The following is a 25,371-nucleotide window of genomic DNA, read 5'->3' as shown; positions in this document are numbered from 1 at the left end:
AATGGCTGCGCCGTGAAAGCCCCCGCTTTCACGGCCGGGCACCCTGTTCGCTTGAGGTCAGATGAGGTGCCGATTGGATAGCATCGTTCACGGCGCGGACGCCGCACTCTCCCCCGTTTCCTCACAGCCGCAGCACAGTGCGGCGATCATGGGCTGCGGCTGCCGCCTGCCGGGAGCGCCGGACGAAGCGGCCTTCTGGTCCCTGCTGGCCCGGGGCGCCTGCGCCGTGACCGAAATTCCGGCCGACCGCTGGTCGCATCCACGCTTCCTCCATCCGGTACGCGGGACGCCGGGACGGGCCTATACCTTCGCCGCCGGCGTGCTGGACGACATCTATGGCTTCGACGCCAGCGCATTCGGCCTATCCCCCCGCGAGGCGGAACAGATCGATCCGCAGCAGAGGCTGCTGCTCGAACTGGTGCGCGAGGCGTTCGAGGACGCCAATATTCCGCTGTCGCCGCTCGCCGGGGCGCCTGTCGGCGTCTTTGTCGGGGCGTCCTCGCTCGACCACTCGCTGCATTTCGTTCCCGATATCGCGGCGGCCGATGCGCATTTCGTGACCGGCAACGCGCTGTCGATCATCGCCAACCGCATCTCGCACGTCTTCGGATTCACCGGCCCGAGCCTCACCATCGATACAGCCTGCTCATCCTCGCTGGTCGCCTTCGACCGCGCGGTGAAGGCGATCGAAAGCGGTGAGGTCGATACCGCTGTGGTCGCCGGGGTGAATATCCTCGTCAGCCCGTTCAATTTCATTGGCTTTTCGCGCGCTGGGATGCTGTCGCCGACCGGCCGCTGCCGCCCGTTTTCCGGTGGGGCCGATGGCTATGTCCGCGCCGAGGGTGGCGTCGTGACGGTGTTGAGCCGCCTTTCGGGCGCGCAGCGCCTGCGCCGAACGCCGCGCGCCGTGGTCATGGCCACCGGCACTAATTCCGACGGGCGCACACTGGGCATCGCCATGCCGGAGAGCCGGGCGCAGCAGCGGCTGATCGAGGAACTCTATGAGCGGCGGGGCATCGACCCTGATCGCCTCGCCTTCATCGAGGCGCACGGCACCGGCACGCTGGTCGGTGATCCGGCGGAGGCGCGCGCCATCGGCGCCGCCCTTGGCGGGCGACGCTCCTCGCCGCTCCCCATCGGTTCTGTGAAGTCGAATATCGGCCATCTCGAGCCCGCCTCGGGCCTCGCCGGCCTGCTGAAAGCGCTGAACGCACTGGAGCGGCACGAACTGCCGGCCTCGCTTCACCTCGACACGCTGAATCCGTCCATCGACTTCGAGGCGCTCAACCTTCGCCCCGCGGCCGCGCCGCTCGCGCTCGGCGCCGAGGCGCGCATTGCCGGGGTCTCCTCCTTCGGCTTTGGCGGCACTAACGCCCATGCCGTCATCCGCCTGCCCGAGGCCCATGAGGTCCCGGACGCGGACCCGCGCGCCACCGCGCCGGTGCTGATGATCTCGGCATCTGACCCGCAGAGCCTGTCCGCCCTCGCCAACGCCTATGCTGACCGGCTGGAGGGCGAGGCGGCGCCGGAAACCGTCGCCCACGCCGCCGCGCATGGCCGCTCGACGCTGCCCCATCGCCTGGCCATCGCGGTGAAGGGGCCGGATGCGCCTGCCCGCCTGCGCCGCATCGCCGCCGGCGATGGCGAGGGCGCGCTGCTGCGCGGTGCGCCGCGCGGCGGGGCCGGTGGGGTGGCCTTCGTCTTCACGGGCAATGGCGGGCAATATGCCGGCATGGGCCACGCCGCCTGGCAGGCCAGCGCGGTGTTCCGGCGTGAGGTCGAGAAGATCGACGCTATCTTCAAGCCGCTGGCCGGCTGGTCGCTGGCAGAGTCCTTCGTCCAGCCCCCGAACGAAACGGAGCTGGCCGCCACCGAGACGGCACAGCCGCTGATCTTCGCGCTGCAGGTTGCGCTCGCCCGCGCGCTGATGGCGGGCGGCTGCGCGCCGGCGGCGGTTGTCGGCCACAGTGTCGGCGAGATCGCTGCTGCCCATATTTCCGGCGCGCTAAGCCTGCTCGATGCGGTGCGCCTCATCTACTGGCGCAGCCAGCTTCAGGGTCGCACACGGGGCTCCGGTGCCATGGCCTTCCTGATGGCGACGCCGGAGCAGGCGCAGGAGCTGATTGCCGCCGCAGAACAGCCTGACCTCGTCATCGGGGCGATCAACGCCCCCACCGGTGTCACGCTCTCGGGACCAAGTGCGGCCATCGACGCGGTGCTGCGCCGGGCCCGTGGCGAGGGTACGGTAGGCAAGCGCCTGGGTCTCGACTACGCCTTCCATTCGCGGGCGATGGGGCCGCTCTACGAACCCATGCTTGAAACGCTGTCGATGCTGACGCCCAGCGCGCCGGCGATCCCCTTGATCTCGACGGTCACGGGGGAGCGCGTCGAGGGCGACACGCTCGGTGCCGCCTATTGGTGGGACAATATCCGCCAGCCCGTTCAGTTTCACGCAGCGGTGCGGACCGTGGCCCGCGACAGCTCCATCGGCATTTTTCTGGAGATCGGGCCGAAGGCCGTCCTCACCGGTTTCCTGAGGGAGATCCTTGCCGATGAGGGACGCCCGGCCACCGTGCTCGCCTCGCTCCAGGAGAAGGACACGGCGGAGGACGACCCGGTGGAGCGTAGCCTGCTCGCCGCGCTGGTGAACGGCGCGGCGGTGGACGAGGAAGCCGTTTTCGGCCCTGCCCTCTCCCCCGCCCGGCTCAACCTGCCCAAGACGCCTTGGCAACGCCAGTCCATTCGCCCGCCGCGCTCCCCGGAAGCCATCGACCTTATCGGCGGCACGGGCCCAGATCATCCCCTGCTGGGCCAGCGGCTGCGCGACGGCAGCAACGAATGGCGGGGCATGCTGGACATCGAGACGCGCCCCTTCCTCTGCGACCACAAAGTCGGCGGCCATGTTGTGCTGCCGGGGACCATGCTGGCGGAAATGGCGCTGGCAGCCGGCCGCGAGACGCTCGGCACCGGGCGACTGCGGCTTGAGGACTTTGCCATTCTGACGGCGCTTCGCCTGTCACCCGGCGAGAGCGTGGAGACGCGGGTCGCGACCGAGCCCGCCGGGGGCGTCATCATTTCCTCCCGCACACGGGGCTCGCAGGACTGGAGCCTTCACGCACAGGGGCGGGTGCTGGCCGAAACCGGCCCCGCAACACCCACCACCGCGCGCCCGGCGCTCACCGAGGGTGGGACCGTGCTCGACGCCGACGGGCTCTACGCCGCTGCCGCCCGGCTCGGGCTCGACTACGGGCCGGCCTTCCGTCTGGTCCACACGGCGAGGCGCGTGGGCGCCCACATCGACCTCACTTTCACCCCGCCGCAGCACCCGCCACACGCCTATGTGCTGGCGCCAACACTGGCGGACGCGGCCCTGCACGGTCTTGTCCTCGCAGCCGATGGACTCGCGGCACCTGCCGGGACCGCCTTCCTGCCGGTTCGCTTTGCGGCCCTCACCGTCGCAAGCTCGGCACTTCCGGTGCGTGCGGCCCTGACCATCCAGCGCGCCAGCCCCCGCGCGCTGGCGCTCGACGTGACGCTGCTGGATGCGGCGGGAGACGAGATCGCCCACATCGAAGGTGTCGAGCTTCGCGCGGTGGCGCTAACCTCCACGCCGGCGCTAGACCGCGATTTCCGCCAGAGCTTCGTCCGCCTCGGCCCGGCGGTGACGCAGGCGCACCAGCGTGTGCAGGCGTTTCTCGATGCCGCCGGCGATGTCGAGTCGGCCGACGACGCACTGATCCTGGACGCTCTGGCCTACGCCATCGCCCATCGAGCCGTGATCGACATCGCCGGCGACGCGCTGCGGGAGGACGCCCCTGTCAGCATCGACGCGCTGGTTGATAAGGGGAAGCTCGCGGCAGAGCGGAGCCCGGCGTTCCTGTCGCTGCTTGAACTTCTCGCCGAGGGCGGCCTCGCCCGCCACACTCTGGCCGGTGGATGGCGCCTGCTGCCGCAGAGCGACCTGCCGGCGCCCGAGCCTCTGCTGCATGAGATCGCGAGGCTGGCGCCGGACCGCGCCGCAGAACTCGCCATCGGCGCCCGCCTCGCTGCCGATCTTGCGGCCCACCTACGCGGCATGCTGGACATCGTTCCCGGCGCCGGTCTCATCGACCAGTGGGAGAGCGCCTCCCCGGCCGCCCGCACCCTCGCCGGACAGGTCACAGCGCTGGTTGCGCAGGTCGCGCAGGGACTCGCCGCGCCGGTGTCTGTGGTCGTGGTGGAGCGGCACGGTGTACTGCTCGACGCCCTGCGCCCGCTGGCAGAGGCGGGAGACATCGTCCTTACCGTCCTGCCCTCCGACCCCGCCGCGCGCGCCACCCTCGCCGATCGCCTTCACCCTTCGGCGGGGATTTGCTTGGGCCATCAGGAACATGCTTTGGAGGCGGACCTCATCCTCCATTTCGATCCACGCCTTCCGCTCGATCCCGGCGGGGAGATGGCCCGACGGCTCGGTGGCGCGTTGCGGCAGGGAGGTGCGCTCGTCTGCCTCGGCTTCGCGGCCAGTGGCTTTGCCCAGCTGATGACCATCAACGCCCCGCCCGGCACACGCGGTGGCCGCCGGCTGCGCGACGCACGAGCCGCCATCGACATCACAGTTCTCGCCTCTCCGGCAACAGAGGTCGTGGACGACGAGGTAAGCGTGGCCGCCCTCACGGCCCTGCTCAAAGACGACGCCGGCGCCTGCCTCATTTCCGAAGCCGGCTACGTACTTGACCCTGACCCCTCCTTTCTGAGGGTCGGAACCGCAGGCAGCGTGCTCGTCTGGCGACTCGCAAGCGGCGACGATGCCTGCACCCTCGCCGGGACGCTGAGCGAGGCGCGCCAACTCCTTGAGGCGCTGCGAGCCAGCCCCAAGGCGCCCCCCGTGCGCCTGCTCGTGGCCGGCGACCCGCTGGGCGACGTCCCCTCCTCGGCAGCGCTGTGGGCGTTCGGGCGGACGGCGATCAACGAATACCCCGATCTCGACATCAGGCTGATCGCGGTCGAGGAACCGATGATCGACGCAGCCGCTTTGCGCGAGCTTGCACGCGCCGTCTCTGGCGTTCCCGGCGAGCGGGAACTGGTGATCGATGCCCGCGGCCTGAAGGCGGTGCGTCTGGCGCCAGCGGAACCGGCGGCGGCGGACGGTACCCACACCGCCGCGCGTCTCGCCATGCCGCTGCCAGGCTCGCTCGACCGCCTTGTCTGGCAGCCGGAGCCACGCCGCAGCCCTGGACCCGGCGAGGTGGAAATCGCCATCGAGGTGACTGCGCTCAATTTCCGCGACGTGATGTTCGCCCAGGGGCTCGTCGGCGACGACATGTTGGCGGAAGGCTTCGCCGGCCCGACGCTCGGCTTTGAATGCGCCGGCTCCATCACCCGCATCGGTGCCGACGTCGCGGATCTCAAACCGGGCGACGCCGTGATCGCCTTCGCACCCGGCGCCTTCGCCACCCACGTCACCGTGCCCGCCGCCGCCGTCCTGCCCACCCCTGCCGGCCTCTCTGCCGAGGCGGCCGCGACGCTGCCGGTGGCCTTTCTGACCGCTTGGTACGCCCTGGTGCACTGCGCCCGGCTGGAAGCAGGGGAAACGGTGCTCATTCACGGCGCTGCCGGGGGGGTCGGCATGGCCGCCCTGCAAATCGCCCTGATGCGCGGCGCCCGCGTGGTTGCCACCGCAGGCACGCCGGAGAAGCGCGCCCTTGCCCGCATGCTGGGAGCTGAAGTCGTGCATGATTCCCGCAGCACGGCGTTCGCGCGGATGCTGCAGGCGGAAGGTGGGTGCGACGTCGTTCTGAACTCGCTCGCCGGACGGGCCATGGAGCTGTCGGTGCGGGCGCTGAAGCCTTTCGGCCGCTTCGTCGAGCTGGGCAAGCGCGACTTCGTGGCCAATACCGCAATCGGGTTGCGGCCCTTCGCCCGCAACCTCACCTATTTCGGCGTCGACGCCGATCAGTTCATCGCCGCCCGGCCGGCGTTGGTCGCCTCCATGCTCGCCGAGATCGCCTCCCTGTTCGAGGCCGGCACGATGCGGCCCTTGCCCTACCGCGTCTTCGCCGCCGACGAGGCACGCGCGGCGTTCCGGCTCATGCAGGGCTCCGGCCACGTCGGAAAGATCCTCATCCGCCCGCCCAAGCGCGCCCGGACTCCCCCCAACAGCGCCGGAAATTTCGTAGCGGCGGCGGATGGTGTGCACCTTGTGGTCGGCGGTGGCGGCGGCTTTGGCCGCGAAACCGCCCGCTGGCTGGCGATGCGCGGCGCCCGCCATGTCGTCGTCGCCTCCCGCCGGGGCGTCGTTGATCCGCCGCTCGCGGTCGAAGGCGCCAACATCGTGGCTGAGCGCCTCGACGTGCGCGATGCCGCGGCCTGCGCCGAACTGATCGAGCGCCTCCGGGTCCGCCATGGGCGCATAGCAGGGGTGGTGCACACGGCCATGGTGCTGGATGACGCCCTGATCCGCGATCTCGACCATGGACGCTTCGAGACCGTGCTCGGACCTAAGGTCGATGGCGCCCGCCATCTCGACGCCGCGACCGCCGGGCTGGACCTCGACTATTTCGTGCTGTTCTCCTCCGCCACCACGCTGGTTGGCAATCCCGGACAGGCCGCCTATGTCGCGGCCAATGCCTATCTCGAAGGGCTTGCCCGCCGCCGGCGCCGCGAGGGGCAGCCGGGGCTTGCCATCGCCTGGGGCGCGATTTCGGATGCTGGCGTACTGGCGCGTGATCGCGCCACCTCGGAGAAGCTTAGCCGACGCTTCGGACTCGGCACGCTCACCGCCGCTGAAGCGCTCGATCATCTCGGGACGTGCCTGACCGATGCCGCCACGCCGCCCGTCAGCGTGCATGCAGCGGTGAACTGGCAGGCGGGGCGCGATCTCGCCGTCATGGCCGGGGCCACCTTCGCCGCGCTGCGTCCCGGCTTCGACCACACGGACGATGCCAGCGCCGCGGACGACCTCGTCGCGCTCATCCGCGAGCAGAGCGAAAGCCAGGCCCGCGAGACATTGCTGCGCCTGCTTTCAACCGAGCTCGGTCGCATCCTTCGCCTGCCGCCGGACAGCATCGACCCGGCGCGCGCGCTCAGCGACATCGGCATGGATTCGCTGATGGGGCTGGAACTCGACATGGAAATGCAGCGCCGCCACAAGGTGACCCTGCCCATGCTCGGTCTGGATTCCGGGGCGACCCTGCAGGACATCGCCGACAGGGTGCTGCGCAAGCTGCGCCCGCCCGCCGAGCCATCGGGCGAGGCGATCCCCGCTTCGGGCATCCTCCTCCCGGAGGAGAGCACTCGGCTGATCGACCGGCATCTCGATGTCGCACCGACGGCGGCGATGGTGGAGGCGCTGAAGGCCAAAGCGATCAAGGATAGCCGCCGCGACGGGAGCCTGCTGCGATGACCGCTCATCTCAACGATCTCCAGCTCGATGCTGCCACCCGCGCAGCGCTGCTGGCCCGCATGCGCGGACGGCCCGGCGACGCGGCGCCGGGCGCCAAGCCGGCCTACGACACCTCCTTCGCGACCTTGCCGGGCTATGACGAATTGCGGATGATCCGCGCCACGGGCGAAGCGCTGGGCATCGCCAATCCGTTCTTTCGCCCTCATGAGGGCTGCGCTGGCGCCCTGACCCGCATTGACGGCCGGGAGGTGCTGAACTTCGCTTCCTACGACTATCTCGGTCTGAACAGCCACCCCGAGGTGAGACGCGCGGCCCAGGAGGCGATCGCGCTCTACGGCACCAGCGTCTCGGCGAGCCGCGTGGTCGCCGGCGAAAGGCCCATTCACCGTGCGCTGGAGGCGCGCTTGGCCGCGCTGCACCGGGCGGAGGATGCCGTGTCCTTCGTTTCCGGCCACGCCGCCAACGTCACCACGTTGGGCACCATCGTCGGCGCGCCGGATGCGGTGTTCCACGACGCGCTGATCCACAACAGCGTCATCGTCGGAATCGAACTCGCCGGCGCCACACGCCGCAGCTTTCCCCACAACGATCTCGACGCGCTGGAGCGCATGCTGATCAGCGAGCGGCAGCACTACCGGCGGGCGCTCATCGTCGTCGAGGGGCTCTACTCCATGGATGGCGACGTGCCGGACCTCGCCCGGCTCATCGAGCTCAAGCAGCGTTTTGGCGCCTGGCTGATGGTGGATGAAGCGCATGGTGTCGGCGTGCTGGGCTCCCGCGGCCACGGCATCGCCGAGCATGCCGGCCTTGATCCGGCCGGCGTCGACATCTGGATGGGCACGCTGTCCAAGGCGCTCGCCTCCTGTGGGGGCTACATCGCCGGGCCGCAGGTTCTGATCGACTATCTCAAGGTTTCCGCGCCCGGCTTCGTCTACAGCGTCGGCCTGCCGCCGGCGGCGGCAGGCGCCGCGCTCGCCGCCCTCGGCGTCCTGGAGCACGAGGGCGAGCGCGTGGCGCGGCTGCAGGCCAACGCCCGGCATTTCCTTGATGCCGCGCAGGCGGCCGGCCTTTCCACCGGGAGCGCCGAAGGCCACGCCATCGTGCCGATCATGGTCGGCGATTCCCTCAAGGCGGTGCTGCTGTCGGAGAGGCTTCTGGCGCGGGGCGTCAACGTCCTGCCGATCATCCACCCGGCCGTGCCGCATCGGGCAGCGCGGCTGCGCTTTTTCATCACCAGCGCCCATACCGCGCAGCAAATCGATGAGGCCATCGGCTGGCTCGTCGACGAGATCTTCGAGTGCTCCCGCTCCCTCGCGGCTCTCGGCTTTGAGGGTGAAGAGGGCGCGGCGGTTCCTGATCCCGAGCGGAGGACGTGAACATGAAGGTCGTGCTCGACATCACCCGGCTGATGCGTCGCTCTTCGCAGGCGACGCCCACGGGTATTGATCGTGTCGAACTGGCCTATGCCCGCCACCTGCTGGGCAGCCGCCACTATCAGGACCACACCGCCTTCGTCGCGCGGGTGCGCGCCTCGACCTGGTATCTCGACGCCGAAACCGTTGCCGCCTTCATCGAGGCGCTGGCCCAGCGCTGGAAGCAGTCCGAGGGGCGTATCACCCGGCGCGAACTGGGAAATGTGGAGGGTTTCCTCCGCCTCGCCCCGGGAACCCTCAGCGCATTGGAGCCGGAGGCGCCGCCGCGCTCGTCGCTGCCGGATGTGCTGCCGCCGCTAAGGCGCCTGTTCTCGCCGGTCAACCTGCTGCCGCGCCTGCTCCGCCGGCGCAACTCGCAGGGGGCTGTCTATCTCAACGTGTCGCACGAGGGGCTCAACTCTGTCGCCGGGATACGTTCAATGGTGCGCGGCCATGGGCTCAAGCCGATATTTCTGGTGCACGACCTGATCCCGCTCACCCATCCGGAATATGTGCGGCCGGGCGATGCGGAAAAGCACGAAACGCGCATGCGTACCGTGCTGAATGCCGCCGAGGCGGTGATCTGCAACTCCCAGCACACGCGGAGCCAACTCGCCGCGTTTGCCGCGCGCAGCGATCTGGCCATGCCGCCCAGCGTGGTGAGCCCGCTCGGCGTCGAGGACGAGTTCGACGAGGAGAAGCCGGCAATGCCGGAGCTCCATCCCTTCTTTCTTACGGTCGGCACGATCGAGCCGCGCAAGAACCATCTCGTCCTGCTGCATGCCTGGCGAGTGCTGGTGGAGAAGCTCGGCGAGAGGGCGCCGAAGCTTATCATCGTCGGGCGGCGCGGCTGGGAGAACGAGAATGTCATCGACATCATCGAGCGCTGCCGGAACCTCAGCGATCATGTGCTGGAGTGCAACCGCCTGCCTGACGACCAGCTGCGGCGCCTGATGAAGCAGTCGCGGGGCGTGCTGTTTCCCTCCTTCGTCGAGGGCTACGGCCTCCCCCTGTTCGAGGCCATGGCTCTGCGCGTGCCGGTGATATGCTCCGATCTGCAGGCGTTTCGCGACGTCGCCGGTCCCGCCCCCTGCTATCTCGACCCGATCGACGGGCTCGGATGGGCGCGGACGATCGAGGACTACGCCCAGCCCGATTCACAGGCGCGCGCCGCTCAGCTGCGCCAGCTGGGACAGATCCGCATGCCGCGCTGGGCGGATCATTTCTCCATCGTTGACCGGATCATCGACGTCGTGGCGGATTCGCCTGACATCCCCGCCCCCTCATCGGCCTGGCGCCCCTCGGCGAGCTTCGAGCGCAGCAGGGCATTGATCGCGGCCGGCGAGCGTGTGGAAGCCGGGCGTTCGCTCGCCTTTGCCGCCGCCCGCCCGCATTCGAGCACGAGGTAATCCGTGGCCCTGTCGTCCGCCAGCCCCTCATGCCCGGGAAGGATAGGTGCATGATCGCCATAGAACACCAGCAGCGACCGACCGGTGTGCGCGTCGAGCGCCGCCACGAGGGCGCCGAGCATGGCATCGGAATTGGCGGCGTGGCGGACATATTGCGCGACCGGGTCGTCGATGCCGGGCAGTCGGCCGGGCCCGTAGGGATCATGCGCCTCCATGGTGACCGCCATAAGGAACAGGGCCTGCCCGCTTGCGCCAGCGGCCCGGACCTCCTGGACGATGCGACGGCCGACCGCCGCGTCGCCGACATAGGGCCCGAAGCGGTCGCCTGGAGCGAAGGCGCCCTCGCCAAGGAACCGCGCGAAGCCGAGACGAGGAATGGCCCTGTCGCGGCGAAAAAAACGCGTGTCGTGCGGATGCAGGAAAAGCGTGCGCCAGCCCTTTTCGCCGAGCTTCCGTGCCAGCGAGGCCGGCGCCAGTCGCCCGGGCCGCAGATAGGGGTCGAACCGATCCATGCCCTGATCGGCGAAGGCCACGCCGGTCAGCATCTCCACCTCGGAGCGGTGGGTGTAGGCGCCGTAGCAGGACACGTTGAGCCGGCCATGGGACAGCGCCCGCGCGCGCAGGCGGTCATAGTGCGGCAACTCCAGCCCCACGCCGACGCGGCGCAGATCGGTGAAGGATTCCGACTGCAGGAGAATGACAGCGTCATACCCTCCGGCCGGCAGGTCCGGCGACGGGCAGGCCTCTTCCCGCCCGCCGCCCTTCCGCCACAGGGCGAAGCCGGCCACCAGCGAGACGGCAAGTCCCTGAAGGCCGACGAAACGCCCGGCCGGCAGGTCGAGCAATTGCCGCGAGAGGGTCGGCAGAGCACTGGCGATGCGCCCAGCCGACAGCGGAACGGCAATGACGACCAAGCCTGCCGCCGCGAGCGCGCCGAACTGCACGGCCCCGCCCAGCGCGCGTGGCTCCAGCCGGGTCCACGCCGCGATCACCCCGCCCAGCAGCATCACCACGACGCCGAGGCCCACCGCCTCGTTGCGCCCGAGATAGAACAGCGCCGGGTGGCGAACCAGCGTCGGAAGGAAGCCGAGATCGCTGAACACGAGGGGTTCGCGCAGATAGGCATATTTGGCGCGGGATATGCCCGCGAACACGCCAAGCGTCACCAGCGCCGCAACAGCGGCGAAGAGCGGGCGCGCCGACAGACCGAGCCAGAGCAGCCAGAGCCAGACTGCGATGAGCGCGCCGAGCAGCTGCGCCTGCCCGGGACGGCGCGGCGCGCGCTCGCCCGCCGGAACCGCCAGGCCGTCCAGCCTGCCGGCAACGACCAGCGTGGCCGCCAAGGCCGCGAACATCAATACGACGTGGAACATCGGGCTCTTTTCACTCGCGAGCTAGCCGTCATCGCGGCAGATCGTTGGTCAAAATTAAAGCTAAATCAACTTTCACACCAAGAAAACTTACGTTACCCTCTTCGGGAAAAAGAAAAATACTTTCTAATTAGAAATAATATTGGAACACCTGGTGACAATATACAGGTCGTCGTGACGCAATTCGGGGCAGCATGACATGAATAAGCTGCACGCACTTTTTGGCAAAGGCGAGCTCGGGGCGAATGTACCCGGAAAGTCGCCGGAAAAACTCAAAGTCACCCCACCGCCGCGGAAAGAACCTCTTCGCCCCGTCGTGCACAGTCTGTCAGGCGGAGATGAGGCGGCTAATCCGCACAAGACGCTGCCCCCGGATGAAGCCTTTGCCCCCGCCAAACGCGCCAAGCCGGTGCGGCCTGTCGCCAAGCGCGACGATTTCGCCCTGCCGGAGCGCCACGCGGACGAACTCGCGGCGAGTCTGCCGCGCAAGGCGCGCAAGCGTCGTTCGGTCGGGCTGTGGGCGACGTTCCTGCTGATGGTCGCCGTGCCGACCCTCGTCGCGGCGCTCTATTATGGCTTCGTCGTCTCCAACCAGTACATGTCGGAATTCCGCTTCGCCGTGCGCAGCCAGGACTTCGCGCCCGCCGGCGCCAGCGCGGCCAGCACCGCACTCGGGGCGGCGGCACGCTCCGGCGGCTTCACCGACAATTTCCTTGTCGTCGACTACCTCTCCAGCCGCCAGGCGGTGGAAGACCTGATGAAAACGATGGACCTGCGCGCGATGTATACGCGCGCAGGTGTCGACGGCCTCTCCCGGCTGGGGGGCGAGGCGACGATGGAGAGCCTCGTCGCCTACTGGCAGTCGATGATCGACGCCTCCTTCGATCTGGCAACGGGCCTCGCCCTGGTGCGCGTACGCGCCTTCACGCCCGAGGACGCCCACCAGATCGCCGCCCGGCTCGTCACCCAGAGCGAGACGCTCATCAATGACATCTCCGCCCGCGCCCGTCGCGATGCCGTGACCTTCGCCAAGGCCGACGTCTCGCGCGCCGAGGATCGGCTGCGCGGGGCGCGTCTTGCCTTGCGCCAGTTCCGCGACCTGGAGCAGACACCCGACGCCGCCCGCACCGCCGGCGGCACGCTTGATCTGGCGATGAAGCTGCGCGGGGAACTGGCGGGGCTGCAATCTCAGCTCGCCTCGCTGCGCACCTATATGGATACCAACGCCCCGACCGTGAAAGTGCTGGAAAGCCGCATCGCCGCGACGGGAAAGCAAATCGCCGCCATCGAGCGCGAAATCGGCAAAGGCGGCGGCAGCGCGAGTGCGGCCAGCGGCGCCGGCACCACGACGGGCGGCGCGCCCCCGGTGCTGTCCGACGTGCTGTCCAATTATGAGGATGTCGATCTCAGCCGGCAGTTCGCCGAGAAATACTACGAGACGACTCTCTCGGCGCTTGAACTCGCGCGCTCGGAGGCCGCCGCCCAACAAACCTACGTCGCCACCTATGTGCAGCCGGCACAGGCACAGGCGAGCGAGTACCCCCGCCGCGGCGTTTCCATTCTGATCGTCTTCCTCGCCGCCGGCGCGCTGTGGTTCATCAGCGTCATGATCTTCTTCTCCATCCGCGACCACGTGGCTTGAGGGGAACGTCGATGAACTTCAGCCCCCCAGCCGATACGCCGGAAGGCAGGTTTGGTCCTAACGCGATCCTGCAAGGCCTGCATACGCAGGGCCGCGTGGTCATCGCGCTGATGCTGCGCGAGATGCGGCTGCGCTCGGTGCATTCGCGCCTGAGCTACCTGCTCGCGCTGCTGGAGCCGATCCTCCAGCTTGCGATGATGATGGGCATCTTCAGCATCATCGGTCGCCGGCCGGATTTTGGCACCAGCCTGCTGCTGTTCCTGGGTACCGGCATCCTCCCCTTCTTCCTGTTCACCCACGTGTCCGGACGCACCACCAGCGCGATCCGCGCCAGCGGGCTGGTGCGAGCCCTCGCCCCCATCCAGCCGCTCGACATCATGGTGGCGCGCGCCCTGCTGGAGACGGCGACGCTGCTGGTGGTGGCGGTGCTGCTGTTCACCGTCATCTATGCCACGGGCATCCCCGAAGCCCTTCCGATCCGCCCGATGCTGGCGATCGAAGGCTTTGCCGCCACCGCGCTGCTCGCCATCGGCGTCGGCCTCATCAACGGGGTGATCGGCGCGTTCTTCCGGCTCTGGGCGGTGATCTACGGCGTGCTGTCGCGCTCGCTCATCTTCCTGTCCGGGGTGTTCTTCGTGCCTGACTTCATGCCGCCGCAGATACGTTACTGGCTGAGCTGGAACCCGCTGCTGCACGGGCTGGAATGGTTCCGCTCCGGCTTCTACCTCACCTACCCCACCCTTACGCTCGACAAGACCTATCTCATCGGCTTCGGCCTGGTCGCGCTGCTCATCGGCTTGGCGCTCGAACGTGTATTTCGCGCGAGGCTGGTATGATGGCCGTCGAAATGGCGGGGATCGCCAAGACGTTTCATGCGGCGCACGGCGCCCGCCGCGTCTTCGAGCGCCTCGACGCCGCCTTCCCGCGCGAAGCGTCCATCGGCATTCTCGGCGCACGCGGTGCCGGCAAATCGACGCTCATCCGGCTGATCGGCGGGGCGACCCTGCCGGATCGCGGCAAGATTCGCCGCCTCGGCTCGGTCTCCCCGCCCATCGCCAACACCCAGGCCTACCATGCCGCGCTGACCGGCCGTGAGAACCTGCACTTCGTTGCCCGCGTCCACGGCTTTGACGGCGACGCGGCGGCGCGCTTCGTGGGCCGCTTCGCGCAGATGGAGGAAGAGCTCGACCAGCCGCTGTCGAGCTATACACGCGAGCGCCGTTCCCGCTTCCTGTTCGCCGCGTCCTACGCGCTGCCTTTCGACATCTTCCTCGCCGACGAAGCTCTGTTCGGGGGCAGCGGAGCTTTTCGCGCACGCTGCGCCGAGCTGGTGCAGGCGCGACGGGCCCATGCGACGCTGATCTTCACCACCCGATCCCCCCAGATGCTGCGACGTTTCGCGGACATGGGTGCCGTGCTGCACGAGGGTCGGCTGCACATGTTCGACCGAATCGGCGACGCCATACGCCTCTTTCGCACCATCGATGATGGGCCAGCATCCGAGATGGATGATGGGTTCGACGAAGAGGATGCAGAACGTCTCGCCGACGAACCCTTCGGGCCATTGGCCTGAAGTTCCCTTCCATCACTTTCGGTCGGGCTGTCCGACCTAACCTGAAGGAGCCGACATGAACGATCTTCCGGAAATCAGCCGTCAGCTTGAACGCTTCGTTGCCCGCCGGCTGGTCGAATTCGACCAGGCCGCTTGGAAAGAACTCAGCGTCCAGAAGCGCAAGGAGTGCATCCAGGCGGCGCGCCGCGCATTGAAGGCGGAGCGTAACTATTTCGCCCGTCAGGCCAATGCCGGCGTGAGCGCCACCGCTGCGGAGTAAGGCACCGCCTCGGCACCGGCCGCTCCCACGCGGCCGGTGCCGCCTTCGCCGTCAATGTAACGGTGTGGACAGAAGAGGCAAAGTCTTGCGCCATCTTCCCTCCAGTTATTTTAATAATGATTTCATATTGTGTGTTTTATCAACCACATAGACTGATTTTCAGATTGTTCTTCTCCGTTCGGTGTAAAAGTGGTCATCTTTTCCCGTCTTAGATGGACCTTGATTAAAGTAAAGGAGAACCGGCAACTTGATTATCCGGGGGGCTAAAGTCCGTCTTGCCGGGCTTGTTATGCTGAGCGCCTCGCTCGGCGGCTGCGTGTTTTTTCCCGCCTCCGGGCCCGTGACCCAGGAGGTCATGCAACCACGCGAGCCGATCGACTACGAGATCGTCGACGTCAACGCCGACGTGGTGAGGGCGATGCAAATGTGGCGCGCGCCAAGCCTGGCGAGCAGTTTCGGCGCCCGCAAGCCTGCCCCCGAGACACGTGTGAATGTCGGCGACGTGGTTCAGGTCTCGATCTGGGAGGCGAGTTCGGGCGGGCTGTTTGGGGGCGGCACGGCCGACGCCGGCTCGGGCAGCGAAATGCTGCCGCAACAGACGGTTGATCGCGACGGACATATCAAGGTTCCCTATGTCGGAGAGGTGTCGGTCATCGGCAAGCGACCGAGCGAAATCGCCAAAACGATCGAGCAGGGACTGACCGGCAAGTCGATCGACCCGCAGGTACTGATCACGCTGCCGCAGCAAACCTCCGCTTCCGTCGTGGTGGTCGGCGACCTCACGGGTGCCGGCCGGGTAAATCTCAATGTGAAGGGCGACAGGTTGCTGGAAGTGATCGCCCAGGCGGGCGGCATCAAGGCGCCGCCGCACGAGACGTTCGTGCGCGTCACCCGCGGCAAGCGCAGCGCGACGATGCAGTTGACCGCCGTGCTCGCCCGGCCGGACGAGAACATCTTCATGCAACCCGGCGACACGGTCTACGTGTTCCGCCGTCCCCAGAGCTTCACCGCGTTGGGCGCGGTCAAGGGGGCGGGCGAGGTGGCGATTGACCGCGAGGACTTCACCGTCGCCGAGGCGGTAGGCTCCTCCGGCGGCCTTATCGACACCCAGGCCGATCCCAGCGGCGTTTTCATCTTCCGCTACGAGCAGGCGGCCGTGGTGAGGACGCTCAATCCGGAATCGCCCTTTCTTTCCGGCAACAGCGCCGTCCCTGTCATTTACCGCCTCAACCTGAAGGATCCCTCCGGCTACTTCATCGCCCGCGCCTTTCCGATCCGCGCCGGTGACATCGTCTATGTCGCCAACGCCCCCGGTGTTGAATTCACCAAGTTCCTGCGCATGGCGCTGATGATCAGCTCGATGGCCCGTAGCAGCACGGCGACCTGGTCGGTGGACTGAGTGGCCCGCGTCGGACCTGTGCGACGCCCACACAGGTGTGGAGCGGCGCCTATCAGAGGGAGGTCAAGGTGAGGAAGCTGTTCCGCCTGTCACCGCTGGCCGTGTTGGTGTTCGGCCTTGTCGGACCGGCGCGGGCACAGGCGCCCGCAACCATCGCCGACTACATGGTGATGGATGTGTGCGTCGATGCCGACGATGCCATCGTGCCAGGTCTCGTGCCCGGCGATGCCGGCTGCGAACGCCGGCGCAACATTCAGCCCGGCGAGCCGCCGCCCTATGAGCTGCGCAATTTCCTCAATCCCGGCGGCGACTGCCCGACGGATGGCGGCACGGTGGCCAAGCTCAACCTTCCCGTCACCCGTGACGGACAGACGCGCATCGTCTCCTCCACCCTGAGCCTCCCGGTGAGCCCCTGCAGCGGCGCCCGTGGCCGGCCGGGCCGCGTCGGCGAGGGCGGCGCCTCGATCCAGTGGCACGACGAGGCCTACGGCTTCATCATGGGCAGCTACAGCCCGGTCGCCCTGTCGATCTACCAAACCCCGCTGTGCCGGAACGACAATACCTCCTCGCGGCGGTTCTTCCGCGGCTGGGTGATTGCGCCGGCCAGCGTGCCGGCCGTGGGACAAGGCGGCCATGGCGTCTTCGAGAGCCGGCTCGCCACCGGCGCCGCCTCGGCACTGCCGCAGGCCTGCCCTGCCCGTTACCGGCGGGCGCTGACCACCTGGCTGGTTACGCCCATGCGCTACACCGCCGGGCGCGAGCTGGTGTCGGTGGTCTCCAGCCATTTCGCGCAGGTGAGCCGCGACGGACTCTCCCCCGGCGCGACAATGCAGATGGAGCAGACCTACTGGACCCGCGAATTCGGCCTGTCGCGCTGGGAGAAATGGGCGCGCAAGGACTGGGTGCACCCCCGCAGCCACCGCTCCGCCCCCGATCTCGCCCGTGAACTGCGCCAGCGCGGACGCTGCGGCCCGCCGACGGGCGGGACCTTCGAGGTCTCGTCCCGAACCCGCTTCACCGATGCTCCCGGCCATGACGATGCCTATGCCCGCGCGATCGTCGACCCCAAGTCGGGCAGGAGCCACGTCTGGCTCATGACCTTGTGCGAGGACTACACCAACATCCGCACGCGGCCTGCCGAGCAACGGCTTCCCGATGTCTCCGCCATTGCTGATCCCGCCTATTGGAGGCCCTGACGGTCGCCTTTCGCCCAAACGTGTCTCACGCAACGAAGAGGTCGAGCTTTCATGTTCCCCATTCCTCAGGCGTCACTTGAGCCCAACACCTATGCTTATGAGACCGTGCCGCTGGTGAAGCCGACCGGGTTTCGCGAATATGACGCCCGTTGGCTGTTCGGTAGCGAGATCAATCTCATGGGCGTGCAGGCGCTCGGCATCGGGCTTGGCACGTTGATCCATGAACGCGGGATCCGACCGGACATCGTGGTCGGCCATGATTTCCGCGCCTACTCCGCCTCAATCAAGCAGGCCCTCGCCAACGGGCTGATGGCGGCCGGAATCCGCGTTCACGACATCGGCCTCGCACTGTCGCCAATGGCCTATTTCGCCCAGTTCGCGCTCGACATCCCCTGCGTCGCCATGGTCACGGCTTCGCATAATGACAATGGCTGGACCGGGGTGAAGATGGGTGTAAACCGGCCGATGACCTTCGGGCCGGACGAGATGAGCCGGCTGAAGGACATTGTGCTCCGCGGCGCGGGGCAGGCGCGCCAGGGCGGCGCCTATCACTATGTCGAGAATTTCCCCGACATCTATATCCGGGATCTGACGGACCGGGCGCGGCTCACGCACCCGATCAAGGCCGTGGTCGCCTGCGGCAACGGCACGGCCGGCGCCTTCGCCCCACGCATCCTGGAGGCGCTCGGCGTCGAGGTGGTGCCGCTCGACACCGCGCTCGACCATTCCTTTCCCAAGTACAATCCCAACCCGGAAGACCTTGAGATGCTGCACGCCATGCGCGACGCGGTGCGGCACTCGGGCGCCGATGTCGGCCTGGGCTTCGACGGCGACGGCGACCGCTGCGGCGTGGTGGACGATACCGGCGAGGAGATCTTTGCCGACAAGGTCGGCGTCTTGCTGGCCCGGGACCTCTCGGCGATCTACCCCAGCGCCACCTTCGTGGTCGACGTGAAGTCCACCGGCCTCTTCGTCACCGACCCGGTGCTGCGGGCCAATGGCGTGACAGCAGATTACTGGAAAACCGGCCATTCCTACATGAAGCGCCGCGTCAACGAGACCGGCGCGCTGGTCGGCTTCGAGAAGTCCGGCCACTACTTCTTCAACGCGCCGATCGGGCGCGGCTATGACGACGGCCTTGTCTCCGCCATCGCCATTCTCGACATGCTGGATCGCAATCCCGGCAGGAAGCTCTCCGCCCTGAAAGACGCGCTGCCGAAGACCTGGTCGTCGCCGACCATGTCGCCCCATTGTGCGGACGAGGTGAAGTACGGCGTGGTCGATGCCGTGGTGAAGCATTTCGAGCAGATGGCGAGCGGGGGCGGGCGGATCGACGGCCAGGCGATCCGCGACCTCGTCACCGTCAACGGCGTCCGGGTGACGGTGGAGGATGGTTCCTGGGGCCTCGTGCGCGCCTCGTCCAATAAGCCCGAGCTCGTCGTCGTGGTGGAAAGCCCGGTCTCGGAGGCGCGCATGCGCGACATGTTCCGGGTGGTGGATGGCGTCTTGCGCCGTCACCCCGAAGTTGGCGCCTATAATCAGAGCCTCTGAGCGACCAGGAGCGATCGGGTTGCCGATCGTCGCTCCGCTTTGGCCGTCGCCTGATACCCAATGGCCTTGAGACCGGCATGCGCGCTGGATCGCCCAGACCGGCCACGCCGGCGCCAGGGCGTCGTGGAGACGATTGAGCCCCTGGTCGGTTTTGCGCCGTCACTTCGCGTTGAAACGGCAATGGGAGCCACGCTATAGGGATGCCATGACGCTCCCGACGGACGATGAACTCGCCACACTTGGCGCCGCCTTCGATACCTTCGCACGCCGGTACAAGCTGGCCGACGCGCTGGGGCCGGAAAAGCCGCTGAACGAGTTGGACAAGCAGACGTTGCTCTACATCGCGGAGCACCCGGGATGCGGGCCGAGCGACGTCGCGCGCTTTCTCGGGGTCGCGAACACCACCCTGTCTTCGGCGGCGGACCGGCTGGTCAAACAGGGGCTGCTCGAACGGCACCGCCCGGAGGCGGATCGACGGGCCGTGGCCTTGAAGCTCACCGCGAGCGGCAAAGTGCGCGCGCAGGCCTATGTGGACGTTCACCGCGAACTGTACCGCCGGATGCTCGGGCCGCTGTCGCCCGCGGAGCGGACGGCCTTCATCAGTCTTATAACGAAAATCGTATATCATGAAGATTGAATAATCCGAAGATCGCCATACTTCCTCGCCAGACTGCGTCGCATGGGCGCGCTGTCGCGATGGGAGGAAATTATGGCGATCAGGATCAACGGCGCCGACATCGCGGTGCCGGACGACGCGCGGGTTTCCCTGCTCGACCTGCTGCGGGAGCAGCTCCACCTTTCCGGAACAAAGGTGGGATGCAATCAGGGCGCCTGCGGCGCCTGCACCGTGCTCATCGATGGCGAGCGTGTCCTGTCCTGCCTCACCTTGGCAGCACAGGCTGATGGGCGCTCGGTAACGACCATCGAGGGCTTGGCCAGCGCCGGCGCGCTGCACCCTTTGCAAGACGCCTTCATCGCACATGACGGGCTCCAATGCGGCTATTGCACGCCGGGACAGATTTGCGCGGCGGACGCAATGCTGCGCGAGATCGCGGCGGGCATGCCGAGCTACGTCACCGCCGATCTGGCCTCCCCCGCCCCCCTCACCCGCGAGGAAGTGCGCGAGCGCATGAGCGGCAATCTGTGTCGTTGCGGGGCGCATAACGGCATCGTCGACGCGATTCTCCACGTTGCGGCGGAGCGCGCGGCATGAACCCGCTCAGCTATCACCGCGCCACCTCGACGACCGACGTCCTGCATATGTCGAACAACGGTGCCGCGCGACTTCTTGGCGGTGGCACCAATCTGGTCGATCTGATGCGCAAGGGTGTGGAGCGGCCCTCGGCGCTGGTCGATGTCACCGCACTGCCCGCTACCGTCGAGGCGACGGCAGAGGGCGGGCTGCTGATCGGCGCCGCCGTACGCAACAGCGCCGTGGCTGCGCATCCGCTTGTGCGGACGCAATATCCGATGCTGGCGCGGGCGATCCTTTCCGGCGCGTCGGCGCAGATCCGCAACATGGCGACCGTCGGCGGCAACCTGATGCAGCGCACGCGGTGCCTGTATTTCCAGGACGCCGCCGCCTCGCGCTGCAACAAGCGCGTTCCAGGCAGCGGCTGCGAGGCGCAGGGCGGGTTCAACCGCTACCACGCGATCATGGGAACGTCGCCTGCCTGCATCGCGACCCATCCCTCGGACATGTGTGTGGCGCTGGCGGCGCTCGATGCCCGAATCCATGTCGCGGGCGCCGCGGGCGCGCGGACCATCCCTCTCGTCAGTTTCCATCTCCTGCCCGGCGACCGGCCGGACATCGAGACCCTGCTCGCGCCCGGTGAGATGATCCTCGCGGTCGAGGTCCCCCCTTCGCCGGTCGCGCGCAACTCCGCCTATCGCAAGGTGCGGGATCGGGCCAGCTATGCCTTCGCACTCGTGTCGGTCGCAGCGGCGCTGTCGGTGCGGGAGGGCATGGTGGAGGATATCCGCCTCGCCTTCGGCGGGATTGCACCCAAGCCGTGGCGCGCATTTGGCGCCGAAGTTCTGCTGCACGGAGGGCCGGCCACGCGCGAGGCCTTCGAGGCCGCCGTGATCGAGGAACTTGCCGGGGCGACACCTCCCCCGGAGGCGGCCTTCAAGGTCGAACTGGCGAAGCGCACGCTGGTCGCCGTCCTTACTGAACTGAGCGGGAGCGAGCGATGAGCCGGATGCAGAACGTCGTCATCGAGACCGTTAAGACCGCGCTCGGCTGGGTGCCGGCGCAATGGCTACCGGGCGGCACGCCCGATCCGCTGATCCAGCGCCGCGCGGCGATCGGGCGGCAGGACAGCCGGCTCGACGGGCCGGCCAAGGTGGCCGGGCTGGCGCGCTTCGCCGCCGAGGTACCGATGGAGCGGCTGTGCTATGCGGCGCTGCTCCACAGCACCGTCACGCGAGGGCGCATCGCCCGGCTCGACACCGCCGCCGCCGAGACCGCGCCGGGTGTCGTGCTGGTGGTCACCCATCGCAACATGCCGCGTATCGGCACGCTCGCGCTGATCAGCGTCACCGACCTCTCTGCCGTCGGCAATAGCAGCCTGCCGATCCTTCAGAACGACGAGGTGCGGTACAACGGGCAGGTGGTCGCGGCCGTGCTGGCCGAGACGCAGGAACAGGCCGACCACGCCGCCTCGCTGATCGTGATCGACTATGCCGTTGATGCCGCGAAAACGCGCTTCGACGATGCGAAGGCCGCCGCCCGGACGCCGGCCTCAATCCTCATCGAGCGAAACCACGTTTTGGTCGGCAACGCCGCGCAGGAACTCGACCGCGCGGCGCATCGCGTCGACAACCTCTATCGCACGCCGGGTCACAACCATAACGCGATCGAGCTCCACGCCGTCACCGTTGCCTGGCAGGGCGAGACCCTGCTGGTACATGACACGACGCAGATGATCGCCCCCAGCGCCAACGCGCTGGCCAAGCTGTTCGGGCTGAAGAAAGATCAGGTCCGTGTCCTGTCGCCCTATGTCGGCGGTGGCTTTGGCGGCAAGGGATTGTGGGACCATCAGGTGGTCGCGGTGGCGGCCGCGAAGCTCGTCGGGCGGCCCGTGCGCCTGATGCTGAGCCGCGAGAGCGTCTACCGCATGATCGGTGGCCGCTCGCCGTCGGAGCAGCGCGTCGCCATCGGTGCGGACGCGGAGGGCCGGTTCAACGCCCTCATCCACACCGGCTATTCGGTCATGCCGCCCTATGGCGCCTGCCCCGAGCAATACACGATGTGTTCGCGCGCGCTCTACAACGCCAGGAGCTTCGAGATCGTCCAGCATCATGTCGACCTCGACGTGGTACCCAACACCTATATGCGGGCCCCCGGCGAGGCGATCGGCACCTTTGCCATCGAATGCGCCGTCGACGAGCTTGCGCATCAGATGGGCATCGACCCCATAGAGCTGCGCCGGCGCAACGAGCCCGAGCGGCACCCCCTCAGCGGCACGGCCTTCTCCCAGCGCGCCCTGACGACGGCCTATGCCAAAGGTGCGGAGCGCTTTGGCTGGGAACGCAGGCTTGCCGAGCCCGGCGCGCGGCGCGACGGCGAGTGGCGCATCGGCATGGGCTGCGCCAGCGGGAGTTTCCCCTATGCCCGCATGCCGAGCGCCAATGTTCGCCTCGCGCTGCGCCGCGACGGGACGGTAAACCTGTCCTGCTCGGCGCAGGATATGGGCATGGGCACGGCAACGGTGCAGGTCCAGCACGCCGCCGACCGGCTCGGCCTGCCGGTCGAGGCCATCACCTTCGACATGGGCGACTCGGCCCTGCCCGCCGGAGCGATGGCGGGCGGGTCGTCGCAGACCGTGTCGATCGCGGCCGCGATCATGGCCGCCACCGAAAAGCTCACCGGCGAACTTCTTCGCCTCGCCGGCAATGACAGCCCGATCGCCGGGCTGCGGGCGAGAGACATCCGGCTTGTCGATGCCGGCATCGGCGGTGTCGCGGATACCGGGCGGCACGAGAGCTACCGCTCGATCCTGACCCGCGCGGCGCGGGAGGAGGTGAGCGTAACCGCCGCCGGGAGTCCGCCGCTGGAGATGTTGAAATTCGCCATGCACAGCTCGTCCGCCGTCTTCTGCGAGCTGCGGGTGAGCGAGGTGACGGGCGAGGTTCGTGTCGACCGGCTGCTGGGCTCATTCGATTGCGGGACCATTCTCAACCCCAAAACGGCCGCAAGCCAGTTCAAGGGCGGAATGATCATGGGCCTCGGCCTCGCCCTGACGGAGGAAACCCTGTTCGACCCGCGCAGCGGGCGGATCATGAACGCCACCCTCGCCGATTACCACATCCCGGTTCACCTTGATGTGCCGGACATCGACGTGATCTGGACCGGCATCGCCGACCCGCGATCGCCGCTCGGTGCCCGTGGCATCGGCGAGATCGGCATCACTGGCGTTGCCGCCGCAGTCGCCAATGCGGTGTTCAACGCCACCGGAAAACGCATACGCGACCTGCCGATAACCCTCGACAAGCTGCTTTGAACCCCGCAGCAGGCGGCGGAGCCCGCAGCAGGATGCGGGTTCGTCGGCGTTACGGCAGATGTATCAAAACGTCACCGTCTCCCGGCCTGTTACAAGCCATGACAACATTCGCAACGCATGGGAAACGCTGGCGACATTCGCTTCCTAGCATCGCCTCGTCAGCCGTTTGAGCGGCGGCCGAACCAAGGTGAGCGGATGGGCAGGCACAGTGTGACATCTGCGACTACGCGCGGCCCCTCAAGGCCGAACGGCGGCCCCGGATGATGACAACTGCCCACGCAGCGCTGGCGCCCCCACCAGCCGGTGCGTAGGCGGGAGCGGGACCGGCTGGGGTAACGATGACCCGTCGCCCACCAAGGCACCTCATGCCGGTCTCGCCACCTCGCCCCCGACTCCCATCCATCCGCCCCGCAAGGCGCCCGTAACTCGGCGGCAGGCTTCCAATGCCGCGACGATGGAAAGCACTCATGCCCCGTGACCGCAGGTTCATTGCAGGCGCCGCCCTTTCCCTCACGGCGGCACTCGTCGCTTCCGCCCTCACCTGGCACCTCGCCGTTCCCGCGTTGGAGGCGCAGGCCCAGGCGCAGCCGCCACAGCCGCCGACGGTGCTGGTGTCCTCGCCCGTGGTGCGGGAGACCGTCGACTGGCGGGAGTTCTCGGGTCGCTTCGAGCCCAGCGCGGCGGTCGAGATCCGCTCGCGTGTCTCCGGCCATCTCGATTCCATCGCGTTCCAGGACGGGGCCGTGGTTGAAGCGGGTCAGATCCTGTTCGTCATCGATCCCCGGCCCTATCGTGCGGCGCTGGACCAGGCGCGGGCGCAACACGCGAGCGCCGAAGCGCAGGTCGAGCTCGCCACGCTCGAATTGCAGCGGGCAGAGCAACTGGTCAGCAGCAACGCAGTCTCGCAAGCCACCCTCGACCAGCGCCGCCAGCAGAAGAAGGCTGCCGACGCCGCCCGCGCGCTTGCCGCTGCGGCGGTGAGCCGGGCCGAAATCGAGCTGGGCTTCACCGACGTGCGCGCGCCTTTTGCCGGGCGGGTCTCCAATCGCCGCGTCGACGCCGGCGCCCTGGTGACCGACGGCGCGATGCTGACCACGCTCGTCGCGCTCGATCCGGTCTACTTCGTCTTCGACATCAGCGAGCAGGACCTGCTGGCTTATCAGTCGGCCGCCCGACGAGGTGACGTTCCGCTGCTCAACGGCCGACAGATTCCAATCGAGGCCCGCACCCAATCCGACGAAGGCTGGCCGCTTTCCGGCACACTCGACTTCGTCGACAATCGGCTGGAAGCCGGCGCCGGCACCATCCGCACCCGTGCCGTCATCCCCAACCCGCAGCAGCACATCACCGCCGGCCAGTTCGGTCGCGTGCGGCTTCCCTTCTCCGGCAGCTATCCCGCGACCCTGGTGCCGGAAACCGCCTTGATGACCGACCAGGCCGACCGGGTGGTGTTCACCGTGACGCCGGATGGCACGATACGCTCGTCCAAGGTCGATCTCGGCGCGCGGCAACCGGACGGGATGCGCATCGTGCGCAGTGGCGTCGGCCCGGAGGACCGCGTCGTCGTCAGCGGGCTGCTGCGCGCGCGCCCCGGGCAGAAGGTGACGGCCAAGCCGGTGGAGGGTGAACCTCGGGCCGCAGCGCTCGCCGGTCCGACCGGCGGCTGAGGAGACG

General features: G+C 68.0%; 15 protein-coding genes and 1 pseudogene. 15 read left to right on the top strand and 1 reads right to left on the bottom strand.

The annotated features are described in order from the left end of the window. Positions 1-73 precede the first annotated feature (73 nt). From ACO07Z_RS21710 to ACO07Z_RS21700, 3 genes are read left to right on the top strand one after another with little or no spacing between them, the layout of a single operon-like run. On the top strand, positions 74-7,381 hold the full coding sequence (locus ACO07Z_RS21710; RefSeq protein WP_421700599.1) for an SDR family NAD(P)-dependent oxidoreductase: 7,308 nt from the start codon (positions 74-76) through the stop codon (positions 7,379-7,381). After that, positions 7,378-8,757, top strand: coding sequence for an aminotransferase class I/II-fold pyridoxal phosphate-dependent enzyme (locus tag ACO07Z_RS21705; protein ID WP_421700598.1), 1,380 nt, complete (start codon positions 7,378-7,380; stop codon positions 8,755-8,757). Before ACO07Z_RS21710 ends, ACO07Z_RS21705 begins: the two co-directional genes overlap by 4 nt. A 2-nt stretch (positions 8,758-8,759) precedes the next feature. Continuing rightward, the gene (locus ACO07Z_RS21700; RefSeq protein ID WP_421700597.1) at positions 8,760-10,202 is read left to right on the top strand and encodes a glycosyltransferase family 4 protein; all 1,443 of its coding nucleotides are present in this window, start codon (positions 8,760-8,762) and stop codon (positions 10,200-10,202) included. Positions 10,203-10,243: 41 nt separating this feature from the next. On the opposite strand, the pseudogene ACO07Z_RS21695 reads toward ACO07Z_RS21700, so the two are convergent. Then, positions 10,244-11,209, bottom strand: a pseudogene (locus tag ACO07Z_RS21695) (LTA synthase family protein); the annotation flags it as partial. Positions 11,210-11,888: 679 nt separating this feature from the next. On the opposite strand from ACO07Z_RS21695, the gene ACO07Z_RS21690 reads away from it, so the two are divergent. From ACO07Z_RS21690 to ACO07Z_RS21635, 12 genes are all read left to right on the top strand, one after another. Continuing rightward, complete coding sequence (locus ACO07Z_RS21690; RefSeq protein ID WP_421700596.1) at positions 11,889-13,214, top strand: hypothetical protein; 1,326 nt, start codon at positions 11,889-11,891, stop codon at positions 13,212-13,214. 11 nt (positions 13,215-13,225) lie between these two features. Further along, positions 13,226-14,050, top strand: a complete 825-nt coding sequence (locus tag ACO07Z_RS21685) for an ABC transporter permease (protein WP_421700595.1) — start codon at positions 13,226-13,228, stop codon at positions 14,048-14,050. Continuing rightward, positions 14,047-14,787, top strand: coding sequence for an ABC transporter ATP-binding protein (locus ACO07Z_RS21680; protein WP_421700594.1), 741 nt, complete (start codon positions 14,047-14,049; stop codon positions 14,785-14,787). Before ACO07Z_RS21685 ends, ACO07Z_RS21680 begins: the two co-directional genes overlap by 4 nt. 55 nt (positions 14,788-14,842) lie before the next feature. Further along, positions 14,843-15,046 (top strand): hypothetical protein, encoded by a 204-nt coding sequence (locus ACO07Z_RS21675; protein WP_421700593.1) that lies wholly within the window; start codon positions 14,843-14,845, stop codon positions 15,044-15,046. A gap of 289 nt (positions 15,047-15,335) precedes the next feature. Beyond that, positions 15,336-16,445 (top strand): polysaccharide biosynthesis/export family protein, encoded by a 1,110-nt coding sequence (locus ACO07Z_RS21670; RefSeq protein WP_421700592.1) that lies wholly within the window; start codon positions 15,336-15,338, stop codon positions 16,443-16,445. Between the two features lie 68 nt (positions 16,446-16,513). Then, positions 16,514-17,641 (top strand): hypothetical protein, encoded by a 1,128-nt coding sequence (locus ACO07Z_RS21665; RefSeq protein ID WP_421700591.1) that lies wholly within the window; start codon positions 16,514-16,516, stop codon positions 17,639-17,641. Between the two features lie 51 nt (positions 17,642-17,692). Further along, entirely contained in the window at positions 17,693-19,192 is a 1,500-nt protein-coding gene (locus ACO07Z_RS21660; protein WP_421700590.1) for a phosphomannomutase/phosphoglucomutase, read from the top strand. Positions 19,193-19,397: 205 nt separating this feature from the next. Continuing rightward, positions 19,398-19,829 (top strand): MarR family winged helix-turn-helix transcriptional regulator, encoded by a 432-nt coding sequence (locus ACO07Z_RS21655; protein WP_421700589.1) that lies wholly within the window; start codon positions 19,398-19,400, stop codon positions 19,827-19,829. 72 nt (positions 19,830-19,901) lie between these two features. Beyond that, a complete protein-coding gene (locus ACO07Z_RS21650; RefSeq protein WP_421700860.1) occupies positions 19,902-20,405 on the top strand; it encodes a (2Fe-2S)-binding protein in 504 nt (167 codons plus the stop codon). Further along, positions 20,402-21,388 (top strand): FAD binding domain-containing protein, encoded by a 987-nt coding sequence (locus ACO07Z_RS21645; protein ID WP_421700588.1) that lies wholly within the window; start codon positions 20,402-20,404, stop codon positions 21,386-21,388. The genes ACO07Z_RS21650 and ACO07Z_RS21645 overlap by 4 nt, the downstream gene beginning before the upstream one ends. 5 nt (positions 21,389-21,393) lie before the next feature. Next, on the top strand, positions 21,394-23,697 hold the full coding sequence (locus ACO07Z_RS21640; RefSeq protein ID WP_421700859.1) for a xanthine dehydrogenase family protein molybdopterin-binding subunit: 2,304 nt from the start codon (positions 21,394-21,396) through the stop codon (positions 23,695-23,697). A 467-nt stretch (positions 23,698-24,164) separates the two neighbouring features. After that, entirely contained in the window at positions 24,165-25,364 is a 1,200-nt protein-coding gene (locus tag ACO07Z_RS21635; RefSeq protein WP_421700587.1) for an efflux RND transporter periplasmic adaptor subunit, read from the top strand. The last annotated feature ends 7 nt before the right edge of the window (positions 25,365-25,371 follow it).

This window comes from Ancylobacter sp., from assembly GCF_965229075.1.
GTDB lineage: Bacteria > Pseudomonadota > Alphaproteobacteria > Rhizobiales > Xanthobacteraceae > Ancylobacter.
The sequence above is the reverse complement of the archived record's forward strand: the minus strand, read 5'-3'. Positions and strand labels throughout refer to the sequence as shown.